This is a genomic window from Streptoalloteichus tenebrarius (genome assembly GCF_024171885.1).
Lineage (GTDB): Bacteria > Actinomycetota > Actinomycetes > Mycobacteriales > Pseudonocardiaceae > Streptoalloteichus > Streptoalloteichus tenebrarius.
In genome coordinates this window covers 38708-52619 of sequence record NZ_JAMTCP010000037.1, presented here as the reverse complement: position 1 = coordinate 52619, position 13912 = coordinate 38708, and the positions used below count along the sequence as shown (strand labels likewise).

At 74.2% G+C, this 13912-nt stretch carries 11 protein-coding genes and 1 pseudogene; 5 read left to right on the top strand and 7 right to left on the bottom strand.

Translation table 11 applies throughout. From position 1 onward, the window contains the following. Positions 1-8 precede the first annotated feature (8 nt). On the top strand, positions 9-4400 hold the full coding sequence (locus tag LX15_RS24665) for a non-ribosomal peptide synthetase (RefSeq protein ID WP_253672034.1): 4392 nt from the start codon (positions 9-11) through the stop codon (positions 4398-4400). A gap of 102 nt (positions 4401-4502) precedes the next feature. On the opposite strand, the gene LX15_RS24660 is transcribed toward LX15_RS24665, so the two are convergent. Further along, the gene (locus LX15_RS24660; protein ID WP_253672033.1) at positions 4503-4787 is read right to left on the bottom strand and encodes a DUF2218 domain-containing protein; all 285 of its coding nucleotides are present in this window, start codon (positions 4785-4787) and stop codon (positions 4503-4505) included. A gap of 424 nt (positions 4788-5211) precedes the next feature. Between LX15_RS24660 and LX15_RS24655 the strand changes: the two genes are divergently transcribed. After that, entirely contained in the window at positions 5212-5418 is a 207-nt protein-coding gene (locus LX15_RS24655; RefSeq protein WP_253672032.1) for a cold-shock protein, read from the top strand. Positions 5419-5571: 153 nt separating this feature from the next. Here the strand turns inward: LX15_RS24655 and LX15_RS24650 are convergent, their stop codons facing one another. After that, complete coding sequence (locus tag LX15_RS24650; RefSeq protein WP_253672031.1) at positions 5572-6828, bottom strand: glycosyltransferase 87 family protein; 1257 nt, start codon at positions 6826-6828, stop codon at positions 5572-5574. Positions 6829-7116: 288 nt separating this feature from the next. Between LX15_RS24650 and LX15_RS24645 the strand changes: the two genes are divergently transcribed. After that, positions 7117-7320 carry a cold-shock protein gene (locus tag LX15_RS24645; protein WP_253672030.1) on the top strand — a complete coding sequence of 68 codons (204 nt, stop codon included), beginning with the start codon at positions 7117-7119 and terminating at the stop codon, positions 7318-7320. A gap of 287 nt (positions 7321-7607) precedes the next feature. Here LX15_RS24645 and LX15_RS24640 read toward each other — a convergent pair whose 3' ends face one another. Beyond that, positions 7608-8489, bottom strand: a complete 882-nt coding sequence (locus LX15_RS24640) for a PhzF family phenazine biosynthesis protein (RefSeq protein ID WP_253672029.1) — start codon at positions 8487-8489, stop codon at positions 7608-7610. A gap of 59 nt (positions 8490-8548) precedes the next feature. Here LX15_RS24640 and LX15_RS24635 point away from each other — a divergent pair, with 59 nt between their 5' ends. Next, on the top strand, positions 8549-9166 hold the full coding sequence (locus LX15_RS24635; RefSeq protein ID WP_253672028.1) for a hypothetical protein: 618 nt from the start codon (positions 8549-8551) through the stop codon (positions 9164-9166). Beyond that, positions 9103-9261, top strand: coding sequence for a transposase (locus tag LX15_RS33660; protein WP_372502792.1), 159 nt, complete (start codon positions 9103-9105; stop codon positions 9259-9261). Before LX15_RS24635 ends, LX15_RS33660 begins: the two co-directional genes overlap by 64 nt. A gap of 46 nt (positions 9262-9307) precedes the next feature. Here LX15_RS33660 and LX15_RS24625 read toward each other — a convergent pair. The 4 genes and pseudogenes from LX15_RS24625 to LX15_RS24610 all read right to left on the bottom strand — a co-directional run. Then, a pseudogene (locus tag LX15_RS24625) lies at positions 9308-9455 on the bottom strand (helix-turn-helix domain-containing protein); the annotation flags it as partial. 808 nt (positions 9456-10263) lie between these two features. Then, positions 10264-11124, bottom strand: a complete 861-nt coding sequence (locus LX15_RS24620; RefSeq protein WP_253672027.1) for an ECF transporter S component — start codon at positions 11122-11124, stop codon at positions 10264-10266. Further along, positions 11121-12734, bottom strand: coding sequence for an ABC transporter ATP-binding protein (locus tag LX15_RS24615; protein WP_253672026.1), 1614 nt, complete (start codon positions 12732-12734; stop codon positions 11121-11123). Before LX15_RS24615 ends, LX15_RS24620 begins: the two co-directional genes overlap by 4 nt. Next, complete coding sequence (locus tag LX15_RS24610; RefSeq protein WP_253672025.1) at positions 12731-13870, bottom strand: CbiQ family ECF transporter T component; 1140 nt, start codon at positions 13868-13870, stop codon at positions 12731-12733. Before LX15_RS24610 ends, LX15_RS24615 begins: the two co-directional genes overlap by 4 nt. Between the last annotated feature and the right edge of the window lie 42 nt (positions 13871-13912).

The following is a 13912-nucleotide window of genomic DNA, read 5'->3' as shown; positions in this document are numbered from 1 at the left end:
AAGAAGCCATGCCCCTGCCCAGCGACGCGCGGTGGCCACTGTCGGCCGCCCAGGCGGGAATCTGGTCCGGCCAGCGGCTCGACCAGGACAGCCCGGTGTACAACGCCGCGGAGTACGTCGAGATCCACGGCCCGGTGGACCACCGGGTGTTCGAGGCCGCGGTCCGCGTGGCCGTGGCCGAGGCCGAGGCGTTGCACGTCCGGTTCGACGCCGACGCCGAGGGGCCGTGGCAGACCCCGGGACCCGTGCCGGACTGGGACTTCCCGGTGGTGGACCTGAGCGGGGAGCCCGACCCGGCGTCGGCGGCCGAGGCGTGGATGCGGGCCGACCTCGCCCGTGCCGTCGACCTCACGCGCGGTCCGCTCTTCGCGCAGGCGTTGCTGCGCATGGCACCGGACCGGTTCCGCTGGTACCAGCGGGTGCACCACATCGCGCTGGACGGTTTCGGCCACTCCCTCCTCGCCCGCCGGGTGGCCGAGGTCTACACCGCGCTCGCGACCGGCGCGCCGGTGCCGCCGTCCGGTTTCGGGTCCCTGTCGTCGGTGGTGGCCGAGGACGTGGAGTACCGGGCGTCGGAGCAGTTCCAGCGTGACCGCGACTTCTGGTCGGAGCGCTTCGCCGACCGGCCGGAGGTCGTCGGGTTCACCGAGCGCGTCGCCCCGATGTCGTCGTGGGCGCTCAGGAGCGGCACGACCATTGGTAAGTCCACAATGGACGCTGTGGGCGCCGTCGCTCGTCTGGGCAGGACCACGTGGCCCGAGGTGCTGCTCGCGGTCGTCGCGGGACACCTGGCGCGCGCGACGGGAGCCGGCGAGGTCGTCCTCGGCCTGCCGGTGATGGGGCGGATGGGATCGGCGGCCCTGCGCGTGCCGTGCATGGCGATGAACATCGTCCCGCTGCGCGTCCCGGTCGCGCCCGACGCCAGCCTGCTCGACCTCGTCCGCGCGGTGTCCTCGGAACTCCGCCGAATCCGCCCACACCAGCGCTACCGCTACGAGGACCTCAAACGCGACCTGCGGCTGATCGGCGGGGACCGGCGTTTGTTTGGCCCGGTCGTCAACATCATGCCGTTCGACTACGACCTCAGGTTCGCCGGGCACCGGGGCACGGCGCACAACGTGTCCGCCGGCCCGGTGGAGGACCTGTCCATCGCCGTCCACCACCGGTGCGACGGCAGCGGTCCCCAGGTGGAGTTCGACGCCAACCCCGCGCTCTACACCGAGGACGACCTGGCCGCCCACCAGCGGACGTTCCTGGCGCTGCTGGACGCGCTGACCGCCCGGCCCGACACCCCTCTGTCCGATGTGGACATTCCATTGGCGGGGCCTGCCGACGGCGCGGCCGTTTCCGTGCTCGACGGCGGCCCGCTCCCCGCGACGCCGACCGACGTCACCGACCTGATTGGACGGTGGGCCGAGCGACGACCCGACGCGGTGGCCGTGGAGCACGGCGACACGCGCGTCACCTACGGCGAGCTGGTCGGGCGGGCGCGCGGACTGGCCGCGCGGCTCGTGGCGTCGGGCGCCGGCCCGGACCTGCCCGTCGCGGTCATGCTCCCCAGGGGCGTCGACGCGGTCGTGGCGTTCCTCGGCGTCCTGTTCGCCGGAGCCGGATACCTGCCGCTCGACCCCCACGGCCCGAGGAACCGGGCATCCACGGTCCTGGCCGACGCCGGGCCGCGCCTGCTGGTCACCACCGCCGACCACGCCGCCAGCGTCCCCGAGGACGCCGCGTGCCAGGTCGTCCTGCTCGACGGGAGGTCGGCGGACAGGCCGGGAGACGCCGACGCGCTTCCCACCCCGGCTTCGGAGTGGCCGGCCTACGTCATCTACACGTCGGGTTCCACCGGCCAGCCCAACGGCGTGGTCGTGAGCCGGGGCGCGCTGGCGCACTTCGTGGCCGGCGCGTCCCACCGGTACGGGGTGCGCGGCGACGACCGCGTGCTCCAGTTCGCGCCGCTGCACTTCGACGCCAGCGTCGAGGAGATCTACCTGACCCTGTGCGCCGGCGCGACGCTCGTCGTGCGCACCGAGGAGATGTTGGAGTCGGTCCCGGACTTCCTCACCGCCTGCGCCGAGCGGGCCGTCACCGTCCTGGACCTGCCCACCGCCTTCTGGCACGAGGTCGCGTACAGCGTGTCGACCGGCGCGGCCACCGTTCCCCCCTCGGTCCGCGCCGTGATCATCGGCGGTGAGGCCGCGCTGCCGGAGCGCGTGGCGCGGTGGCGGGCGAGCGTCGCGCCGGAGGTCCAGCTCCTCAACACCTACGGACCGACCGAGGCGACGGTCGTGGCGACCGTGGCCACGCTCAGCGGGCACGGACCCGTCGGGGAGGAAGTCCCGATCGGCCGGCCGTTGCCCGGGGTGGTCGCGGCCGTCGTCGGCCGGCACGGCAGGCCCGTCGCCCTCGGGGAGACGGGGGAGCTGTGCCTGCTCGGGGGCGGGCTGGCGACCGGGTACCTGGGCCGGCCGGAACTGGACGACACCCGGTTCGCCGCCCTGGCCGCGCTGCCCGGACGACCGCGCGCCTACCGGACCGGCGACCTGGTGCGCTGCCGACCCGGCGGCGACCTGGTGTTCGTCGGCAGGGTGGACGACGAGTTCAAGATCAGCGGGCACCGGGTCGACCCGACCGAGGTCGAGACCGTGCTGCTCGGGCACCCCGCGGTGCGCGAGGCCGCGGTCGTCGGCCACGTCCTGCCCGGCGGCGTGAAGCGCCTGTCCGCCCACGTCGTGCTGGCGGAGGGCGCGGACGGGGACGCTCCGACACCCGCCGAGCTGCGCGCGCACCTGCGGGCGTCCCTGCCGGCCGCGGTGGTCCCGTCGGCCGTCGCGGTCGTGGACCGGCTGCCGAGGACCAGCTCGGGCAAGATCGACCGGAAGGCGTTGCGCGCCAGGGGTTTCCCTGCCGAGAACGACACCGCCGCCGACGCCACCAACGCCACCAACGCCTCCGTGGCCGTGGCCAGCGGGACCGAGCGGGTCGTGCTGCGGGTGTGGCGGGAGGTCCTCGGCGTCCCCGGCCTGTCCCTCCAGGACGACTTCTTCGAACTGGGCGGGCAGTCGTTGCAGGCCATCCAGGTGGCCAACCGGCTCGGCGTCGAGCTGGGGCAGCCGGTGCCGGTCGCGACGCTGTTCCGGCACCCGACGGTGGCCGCCCTCGCCGAGGCGCTGGACCAGGAACGCGGCCTGGTCGGCGACGGGGGAGGGCTTCCCCCGCTCGCGGTGGGCGACGCCGTGCTGGGAGAGGACGTCGTGCCCTCCACCGTCACACCGGTCCGCGTGACGCGCCCGCGCCAGGTGCTGCTCACCGGCGCGACCGGGTTCGTGGGCGCGCACCTACTCCACGAACTGCTCACCCAGACCGACGCCCGCGTGGTGTGCCTCGTCAGGGCCGAGGACGCCGCGAGCGCGGAGCGACGCGTCCGGGCGGCGCTGACCAGGCAGCACCTGCCGCTGACCGACGTCGCCGACCGCGTCGTCGCGCTGCCCGCCGACCTGACCCGGCCGTGGCTCGGGCTGGACGCCGAGCGGTTCGCCGAGCTGGCCGAGGAGTGCGACGCGATCTACCACAACGCCGCCGTGGTGAGCGTCGTCCGCGAGTACCGGAGCCTGCGGGCGGCGAACGTCCTCGGCACCAGGGAGATCCTGCGGCTCGCCGCCGCGGGGCGACCCGTCCCGGTGCACCACGTCTCGACGCTGGCCGTCGGCCCGCCCGAAGGGGTCAGCCCGGAGGTGCCCGAGGCGTTCGTGCCGGCGCACCCCGGGCTCGCCGACGGGTACCAGCAGAGCAAGTGGGTCGCGGAACGCCTGATGGAACAGGCCGCGCACCGCGGTCTGCCGGTGACCGTCTACCGGCTCGGGCGCGTCGTCGGCGCTCCCGGCACCGGCCTGGTCAACGAGCAGGACCTGGTGTGGCGGCTGTTGCTCCCCGGCATCCGGGCCGGCGCGCTGCCCGTGCTCGACGTGGCCGAGACCTGGACCCCGGTCGACTTCGTGGCGCGGGCGCTGGTCCGCCTGTCGTTGACCGGCACGCCGGAGCCGGGACGGGTGTTCAACGTCGCGCCGGTGCCGCCCGTGCGGCTGACCGACCTCGCCGGATGGGTGCGGGACTACGGCTACGCGGTGGACGAGCTGGACGTGCCCACGTGGTGCGCGAGGGTCGCCGAGGGAGCGGACGCGGAGAACCTGGCCACGATGGTCTTCTTCGACCTCCGGGCGGACGGCGGAGGGTCGGCGCCCGCGTTCCGGCTCGGCCCCGTCCGGTCGGACGACCTGCGGCACGCGTTGGCGGGCACGGGGATCGAGTGTCCGGTCGCGGACCGGGCGTTGTTGCACCGCTACCTCGACCACTGCGTCGGGGCCGGCCTGCTGCCCGCGCCCGATCCCAGCAGGGTGTGAGGGACGCCCACCCCGAAGGCTGGCAGGAGGGCAGGAAGGCGACACAGGAAGGCGGAGCGCTCCCGGTCGGGAGCGCTCCGCCTTCCTGTCACGCGGTTCGAGTCAGTTGCGGGACCAGGTGACCTTGAGACCGTCCCTGGCCGCGAAGCGCTCCAGGTGGTCGCCGGCGATGTGCTCGACCCGGCCCAGCGCCTCGTCGTCCTGGCCCTCCGCCCGCATCACGAGCGCGCCGTCGACGGCCTCCATGACGCACGTGCCGAAACCGAAGTCCACGCGGCCGCGCTCCTCGGTCCACTCGGCGGTGACCTTGTGTCCGAGGTGCTTGCAGAGCTGGACCAGGTAGCGGGACGCCCGCTCGGTCGCGACCCGGGCCTCGGAGTTCGGCATGGTGTCCTCCCCAGTAGTTCCGTCCAGCCTGGCAACTTAGGTAAGTCTAACCAAAGGAAGAGCGAGCGCCCGGGGAGTGTGACCGGGGACCGGTCGCCCGCCCCCCGTTCACGGCGCTGTTCCTGGCCGTGTTCCTGGCGGCGCTCGTGGCGGGAGTCCGGACGGGGGAGGGCCGGTCGGCCCCACCCGATCCTGCGGTCCGGATGAACCGATCGGGGGAGAATGGTGTCCTGGATCACGCCGAGCGTGCGCGCCGGCGCGTTTCGTGGTTGACTGGCCACGGTCGAAACGTTCCGCGTGAGCGGGGCGAGGTTGTGCGGTTCGTTGCTTTCCTCCAGGTTCTGCCGGAGAAGTTGCGGTCTGACACCGGACCCGGGATACGCAACCGCGGATTCCGACCCCGGCACCTGTAGAGGAGACGCCAATGGCTACTCAGGGCACTGTCAAGTGGTTCAACTCCGAGAAGGGCTTCGGCTTCATCACGCCGGACGGCGGCGCGAAGGACGTCTTCGTGCACTACTCGGAGATTGACGCCCGTGGTTTCCGCACCCTCGAGGAGGGTCAGCGGGTGGAGTTCGAGATCGGCCAGGGCGCCAAGGGCCCGCAGGCCCAGGGCGTCCGGATCATCTGACGCTCCGCCCGTACCACACAGGCACCGGAAGGGCCCCGCGATCATCGCGGGGCCCTTCCGCTTTTCCGTGCTCCGCGCGTCCGTCCCGGCGTCGCCCGTTCCGCGCGGCGGGCGGTCATGAGGGGATCATTCCGCTGATCGGGTGATCTTCGGTCACGCGGGGCCGGTCCCGGCCCGACTCGCGGCGGTGGCGGACCCGCGGGACAGCCCGGGCGCGAGGACGTTCGGGCGCCGTGCGGCGAGCGTCAGCAGCCCGAGGCCCATGAGCACGTAGCTGGCCGCCAATGGTTGGTGCCACCAGGACAGCGCGTCCCGTTCCTGCGCGCCGAGGACCCACCAGTGCGGCGCGGTCGTGACGATCACGAGAACGAGCGCGACAAGCCGCCACGGGCCGACCCGGCGTGCCCGCGCGGCGTGGCAGACGAGCACGAGGGCCAACGGGACCACCCAGACCCAGTGGTGCGACCAGGAGATCGGCGAGACCAGCACCGTGGTCGCGCACAGGGCGAGCCAGGCCGTCACGTCGTCGCCGGCCGCCCTGGCGCGCCGGACCACGTGGAGCGCCACGACGCCCACCGCGACCGACAGGCCGACCCAGGCCAGCGCCGCCGGCGCGCCGGTCAGACCCAGCCGCTCCAGCGCTCCCCTGATCGACTGGTTCCCCACGTAGGCGACAGTGCCGATCCGGGTGGGGTCGAGCACGGCGCGTGTCCAGTAGTCGAGCGAGCTGGCGGGCGCCATCACCCACCCGACCAGGGTGCAGGCGAGGAACGACAGCCCGGTCGTGGCCGCGGCCCGCCACTGGCGGTGGGCCAGGAAGAACACCACGAACACCGCCGGTGTCAGCTTGATCGCGGCCGCCACGCCCACCAGCGCGCCCCGGGGCCAGCGCGGGGACCGGACGAGGCAGTCCGCGGCGACCATGCCCATCAGCAGGAGGTTCACCTGGCCGAAGAGCAGGGTCTCGGTCACCGGTTCGACGAGCAGGGACGCCCCGGCGAAGACGGCGGCCAGCGCCCCCGCCCTCGGGGCGTCGTCGGTGATCCGCCGGGCGACCACCAGGAGCGTGCCCCAGAGGGCGAGCAGCCCGCCCGCCGTCAGCAGCACGACGCCGAGCAGCACCGACGAGGAGAACAACGCGACGAAGGGGACCAGGGCGAAGGGCGGGTAGGTGAACGGCAGGCTGAAGTCGGTGCCCGGCAGCGCGGGGATCGCGACCCGGTACAGCGCCTCGCCGTCCCGCCACGCCCGCACCCCGCCGGCGTAGACCCTGGCGTCGACGAACGGCAGCGCCAGCGGCAGCCGGGCGAGGCTCCACGCCAACACCAACGACGTCGTGACCGCCAGCGCCGGCCCCGCCAGGGTCGGGGGCCGGCCCGTCGGGAACCGCGGCAGGGTCTGGCCGAGCACTCGTCACCTCGGATCGTCGGGTCGCCTCGCCGGTTGCGCGGCCATGTGTACTCCTGGCCGCGGCCGACCCCTCTGGCGGGGGCGGTGGAAACCCGCTTCCGGCACGGGGAAACCGTGACGCGAGGGTGACGTTGTCACCCGGGGGTGGGGTAGACCGGATGATCGTGCACCCCATTCGGGGGTGCTTTCTTGCGTCGCCCTTGAGTGGTCACTCGCTGCAAGCAAGCATTACGTGCCGTAGTTGCGGCGGCGGGACGGCCGCCGTGTCGAGAAGAATGGACGACGAGCGTGGCGACGGGAACGGTCAAGGAGTACAACCCCGACAAGGGCTGGGGATACATCGCACTCGCGGACGGTTCGGGCGACGTGTATGTCCACTGTTCCCAGATCCAGGTGGAGGGCAGGCGGGTCCTGACGATCGGCCAGTTGGTCGAGTTCGAGGTGTCGCACGGCCCGGTCGGCCGACAGGCGCGGATGGTCCGTCCGCTCTGAGGGTTCCCGAGGGTCCTGGAGGGTCTCCGGGGGTCTCTGGGGTCTCCGGGAGAGCCTCGACGTCCCCCGGCGCCGGCAGTCGGGTGGCGGGTGCCCGCCCCTCCTCGCACGAGGGGCGGGCGCCGTGTCGGGGCAACGCGGGGCGGTCACCGCCGCCCGCGCGCCCGTCAGTGTTCCTTGGCGTTCGCCGGCGTCGGACAGTGTTCGTCGATGTTCGTCGGTGTTCGTCGGCGCCGGTCAGTGCCGATCAGGGCCGATCAGGGCCGATCAGTGCTGGTCAGTGCTGGTCAGGGGAGCGGAGGGACGCGGAGCGTCCCGTCGGCCACCGGGACGACGTGCCCGCGCACCCACACCCGCTCGGCCCTCCCCGCCCTCGCCTCGACGCGTCCGTACAAAGTGGACGGTCGCCCGACCTCGGCCCCCTGGTGGACCGCGTAGCGGGTCTCACCGTCGCCAGGGACCAGGCCCCGGTCGACCAGCCAGGAGCCCAGGGCCAGCGCGGCCGACCCGGTCGCCGCGTCCTCGCCGCCCTGCTCCGCCACGCGGAACATCCGCACCACGAACTCGTCCGGGCCTCGCTGGCCGACGACCACCAGCCCCCTGCCGGTGGCCGCCGCCCTCAGCGCCGTCAGGTCGGGCCTCGCCGCGGCCACCGCGTCCGCGCGGACCAGCAGGAAGGAGAAGTCGATGCCGGCGCCGGCCACCCCCGCCGCGGCCGACCGGTCCACATCGGACTCGTCGAGCCCGACCGCGGCGGCCAGCGCGGGGGCGTCCAGCGCCCGGCCGACGACCGGGCCGCCCCCGGCCACCTCCGCGCCGCGCTCGTCCACGGTCACCTCGACCAGGCCGATCCCGCACTCCTGCCGGACCACCCCCGTGGGGATCACCCCGTCCCGGCCCAGCACCCACGCCGCGCCCACGCTGGGGTGCCCGGCGAACGGCATCTCGGTCCTGGGAGTGAAGATGCGCAACCCGTAGTGGGCGTCCGGGTGCGTCGGGGGCACGGGGAAGACCGTTTCCGAGAGGTTGAACTCCCTGGCGATCGCCTGGAGCGCCGATCCGGGAAGGCCGTGCGCGCCGTGCACGACGGCCAGGGGGTTCCCCGCGAACGCGCGATCGGTGAACACGTCGACCACCTCGTAGCGGAGGCGGGAGCGGTCGGTACCCATAGGGAGTGAATCTACGGGCTCGCCCGGCTGCCCCCGGACCGTCGCCCGACACTCGGGGCATGGGTGGACGGAGGACTCGTGGGCCGGTCGCGCTGCTCGTGGCCGGGTTGGCGACGGTGTCGGGCGTGCCGGTCCTCGGCACCGCCGCCGTGGGCGCCGCCGCTGGGGACACTGTCGTCGCGGGCGCTGTCGTTTCGGATGCTGCCGTTGTGCGCGCCGCCGGGAGAAGCGCCGCGGACGCCCTCCCCGCCGACGCGGCGGAGCTGGGCTGCCTGATGCGGGGGAACGTCGCGTTCTCCCCCGGCGTCACCGGAGATCCCCAGTACCTGGAGATGCGGATCAGCGGCTCGCTCTACGAGTGCCAGGGGACGACCCCGCACGCCGGCGGCGAGTTCCGCGGCGCCACGAGCGGGACGATGAGCTGTTCCGGCGGCGACGCGAAGGGGTCGATCGAGATCACCTGGGACGGCCGCAACAGCAGTGTGGTCGACCTGGCGGCCGGCGACGTCGGCGAGCTCCCGCCGACGTTCCAGGGCCGGGTGTCGCGCGGCGCGCTGGCGGGGCGCGCCGTGACGCTGCGGGTCGAGGCGGTGGACGGCGTCGACCCCGAGGACTGCGCGAAACCCAGGGGCGTCACGGCGATGGCGGTCTACGGCTCAGCCGAGTTCACCACGTGATCAACGGGATATTGGTCCCGGCGAAGACGGGTGTGGCATGGCGTGACCTGCCGGAATGGCACGGGCCGTGGAAGACGGTCCACAACCGGTTCTAACGGTGGTCACGCACCGGCACCCTCACCACCCGTGGTAGCGCGCGTTCCGGTAGCGGTCGGCCCATCGTTTCGCCGTGCTGACTCCAGACCTGGAACCGCTCCGCGGCTCGCCGCAGCGGCCAGCCCTCGTCCACGACACACCGGGCCAGCCGCAGCCTGACCATCGGGGTCAGCGGTGCGTAAGCGTGGGTCACGAGGCGCTTGCGTTGGTCGGTGTCGACGTCGCAATCCACACCGAACCCGGAGGCCCTCCCTCATTCCACGATCATCCGATGACGCGTCAGCCCCTTCGCACCCTCAGTGGTCAGTCCACCTTGGGCCTGTCCCCCAAAGCCCCCGTGGCTGATCTGGTGTGATCCCGGGCGTCGTAGCGGGCACGGGCTGCTGTTCAAGGCCAAGACGGGGTGGCGCGACTGTCGGAACGGTACGGGCCGTGGAAGAGGGTCGACGATCGGTTCTGGCGGTGGTTGCGCCCCGGCACCTTGGCCTGGTGACAGGGGAACAGGTGATCGCCGAGGCGATCAACGAACTCGACCGCGAGGGTGGCGGTCGGCTTCAGCGGCGCGTGCCCACCAGCACGTCTCCGGCGCCCGCCGTACCGCCCGCACCCCACGTGAGGGGAGGGCGGATCGTGTGGCGGGCACGGTCTAGCCAGTGATCACGTCCTCGGTCGCTCCCGCGGTGGACCCACCACCACGATCCCTCTCGTCTGTCACGGCCGCGGTCGACCACTGTCGATGGTGTTGACCGGCGGCAACGTCAACGACCGCACCATGTCGGTCCGGCGGCCGGGGCTGGGCTGGCTCCCACTCACGCGGAGTGGGTGGTCGCGGACAAGGGCTACTCCCACCGCGCTCGTCGCACTCGGCGTCGTCGGCGGGGTATCCGGGTCACCATCCCCCGAACGCCGTGACCAGCAAGCCAACCGCGCTTTGACCGGCTCACGTGGTTCCGCGCCATCGTCATCCGCGACGACATGACCGCCATTACCTACCGAGGTGCCTAGGTGGGATCTCTGTCGTCCGCGCGCCCGGTCGGTCGGACCACCGTCACTGGTGTGTCGAAGGCGGCGCGGCGCACGGCCCTCCGCATCGCGGTGAGCACCCGGGAACCGGCCAGCAGCACCAGACCCGCGTTGAGGAGTGCGCGGGGGACGTCCCAGCCGAGTGAGGTGGCCAGGTAGAAGGTGGCGTAGCGGCGCAGGTTGGCCAGCGGCCCCTCTCCCGCCGCGTAACCGATCGGCGTCATGGGGTCCACCGTCACGGGCCAGAACCAGAGGTTCATGACCGCGCCGTAGCCCAGGCCGGCCACGATCGCGTAGCCGGCCAGCAGCAGCACCTCGCCCCGGCCGCCCGCCGGCCGGCGGGGGAGCAGCCCGGCGCCCAGCCCGATCCACGACGCGGTGAGCATCTGGAACGGCAGCCAGGGGCCGATGCCGGCGGTCAGCAGCGCCGAGGCGAGCATCGCCGTGCTGCCGAGCGCGAACCCGCCGGCCGGGCCGAGCACCCTGCCCCCGAGGACGAACACCACGAACATCGGCTCGATGCCGGCCGCGCCCGCGCCGAAGGGGCGCAGCGCCGCGCCCACGGCGGAGAGCACCCCGAGCAGGGCCACGGTCTTGGCGTCGGCGGCGCCGTCCAGCAGCGCGGCGAGCACCACGGCGAGGACGAGCACGGTGAGCGCCGCGAACAGCCACGGCGCGTCCTGCTCGTGCGCCACGCGCGACTCGGCGCGGACCACGAACGGCCACCCGAAGCCGACCAGGCCGACGACCGAGGCGAGCACGAGGGCGACCGCGGCGCGCGGGCCGAGCCGGGGCAGGCTCGGCGTTCGTCCACTGTGGACGACGACGTCCCCGGTCACGCGCTCGCCTCCCGCGCCGCCCGCCGCACGTGGTCGACGGTCAGGTACGGGGTGGGCGCGAACACCTTGGCCACCTGCGGGGCGAAGGCGGGCGACGCGGCCAGCGCCTCGGCGGCGGGGGCGTCGGTGATCACCTCGCCCTCGGCGAGGACCACGACCCGGTCGGCCACCTGCGCGGCCAGCTCCACGTCGTGCGTCACGAGCAGGACGGCGCGGTCGTCGTCCGCGAGCCGGCGCAGCACGTCGGCGGCCCGCCGCTTGGCCGGGTAGTCCAGGCCCCGCGTCGGCTCGTCCAGCAGGAGCAGGCGCGGCGCGCGGGCGAGGAGCACGGCCAGCGCCAGGGCGAGCCGTTGCCCGCAGGACAGCTCCCTGGGGTGCGCGTCGGCGGGGATGCCCGGCACCAGCTCGGCGAGGAGCGCGGCGGTGTGGCCGGGGGTGGCCCCGGCCTCGCGGTCGGCCGCCGCGCACTCGCGGTCCACGCGGTCGGCCAGCAACAGGTCGGCCGGCTCGGACGGGACGAGGCCGACCACCCGCGCGACGTCGCGCCGGCGGAGCCGGGCCGGGTCGGCCTCACCCACCATCACCCGGCCCGACCGGGGCCGGTGCAGACCGGCCAGGCAGGACAACAACGTGGACTTGCCGGCGCCGTTGCGCCCCATGAGCGCCACGACCTCGCCGGAGCGCAGGTCGAGATCCACCCCGCGGAGCGCGGGAACGGGCCCGTGCCGGGCGACGAGACCCCGCGCGCTGGCGACGACCTCGCCCGCCTCGGCCCGTGGCGTCGGCGGTGGGGCGGGCAGCCGGAGCGCGGCGGCGCGGCGGCGCGCGTCCCGGACGCTCAGCGCCACCGGGTCCCAGCCCAGCAGCCGCGACAGCTCGACCACGGGTGGGGCCACCGGCGCGTCGGCCAGGACCTCGGCGGTGCCGCCGACGACGGGAGGACGCCCGGCTCCCGGCACGAGCAGCGCGCTGTCGGCGAACTGCGCGACCCGTTCGAGGCGGTGCTCGGCGAGCAGGACGGTGGTGCCGAGGTCGTGGACCAGGCGTTGCACTGCGGCCAGGACCTCCTCCGCCGCCGGCGGGTCCAGCGCGCTGGTCGGCTCGTCGAGCACGAGGAGCGCGGGCTGGGCGGCGAAGGCGGCGGCCAACGCGACGCGTTGCTGCTGGCCGGCGGAGAGCGCGGTCACCGGGCGCGCGCGGACCTCGGCCAGGCCGAGCAGGTCCAGGGTCTCCTCGACGCGGCGACGCATCGCGTCCGGGGCGACGCCGAGGCACTCCATCCCGTAGGCGATCTCCTCCTCCACCGTGTCCGCCACGAACGCGTCGGCCGGTTGCTGCGGCACCATCCCGACGACGTCCGCGAGGTCGCGGGGACGGTGGGACGCGGTGTCCCGCCCCGCCGTGCGCACCCGGCCGCGCAGCGTTCCGCCCGTCGCGTGGGGCACCGCTCCGTTGACGGTGCGGAGCAACGTGGACTTCCCGCTGCCCGTGTTGCCGACCACCAGGCACAGCTCGCCCTCCGGCAGTGCGATGTCCACAGAGGACAACGTGGGGTCGGCGGCCCCCGGGTAGTGGAACGACACGGTCTCCCAGCGCACGACCGGGTTCATGCGGCCTCCGGGGCTCGGGTGGGGGGAGGGGGCGGGGTCAGGTGGGCCGGCAGCAGCGCGCACAGCACGCCCAGCGCGGCCAGGGGCGGGAGTCCCGGCGTCTCCAGGGCCCACGGGTTGGGCGACAGGCCCGAGGCGGGGCCGCCCAGCGCCGCCGTGGCGAGGAACAGGCCGGCGCACGCCGCTCCGGACGCCAGCACGATCCACTCGGCCGCCAGGAAGCGGTCGGGCCGGTAGCGGGTGCGCACGACGGCCCGTCCGCCCAGGACGAGGCCGACGACACAGCCGGCCACGCCCGCCAGCACCAGGACCGGGCCGAGGGTCCCGGTCGTCACCTCGGCCCACTGTCCGATGTGGAGCACGGTGGAGCCGTCGAGGAGCCCGTAGAGACCGAGTACGACACCGAGCAGCCCGCCCAACAGCGCGACGGTGGTCAACCGGCGTCGTCCGGCGGGGACCAGGGACCGCCGGCCGTACCCCCGCGCGTCGAGGGCGGCGGCCGTGGTCATCGCCCGGTCCAACGCCTCCTCCAGGACGGGGCCCACGATGGACAGCGCGCCCCGGAAGCCCCGGTGGGGCAGGGCCCGCAGTCGCCGCGCCCTCCGCACCCGGCCGACGGCGGTCACGAGCTGGGGCGCGGCGGACAGGGCCACGACCACGGCGACGCCCAGCTCGTGCAGCGCCCTCGGCAGCGAGCGCAGCAGGCGGGACGGGCTGGCCAGCGCGTTCGCCGCGCCGAAACACGTCATGATCACCGCCAGCCGGCCGCCGTCGGCCACGGCGGCCAGCAGGGCCTCGGCGGTCACGTCGCCGCCGAGGCGCACGCCCGTCAGCCACGCGGGCGTCGGAATCCGGGGCAGGGTGACCAGGACGACGGTCCCGGCCGAACCGGTCAGCAGCGCCTGGAACACCACGCGGATCGCCACGATCACGAGGGCGATCCGCAGGAAGACCCGGTACGCCGACGCCCATGGCGCCTCGGTTCGGCGGGCCGCGACCACGTACCCCGCCGCGGCCCCGAGCAGGACCAGCAGCAGCAGGTTCGTGGTGCGGCTCGCCGCCACCGCGACTCCCAGCGCCCAACCCCACCACGCGAGCGGGTGCAACGGGCGTGGGACGGCGAACAGTCCGCTCACCCCGACGCCCCGGCGCGATTCTGTGTCCTCAGTAGACTCATG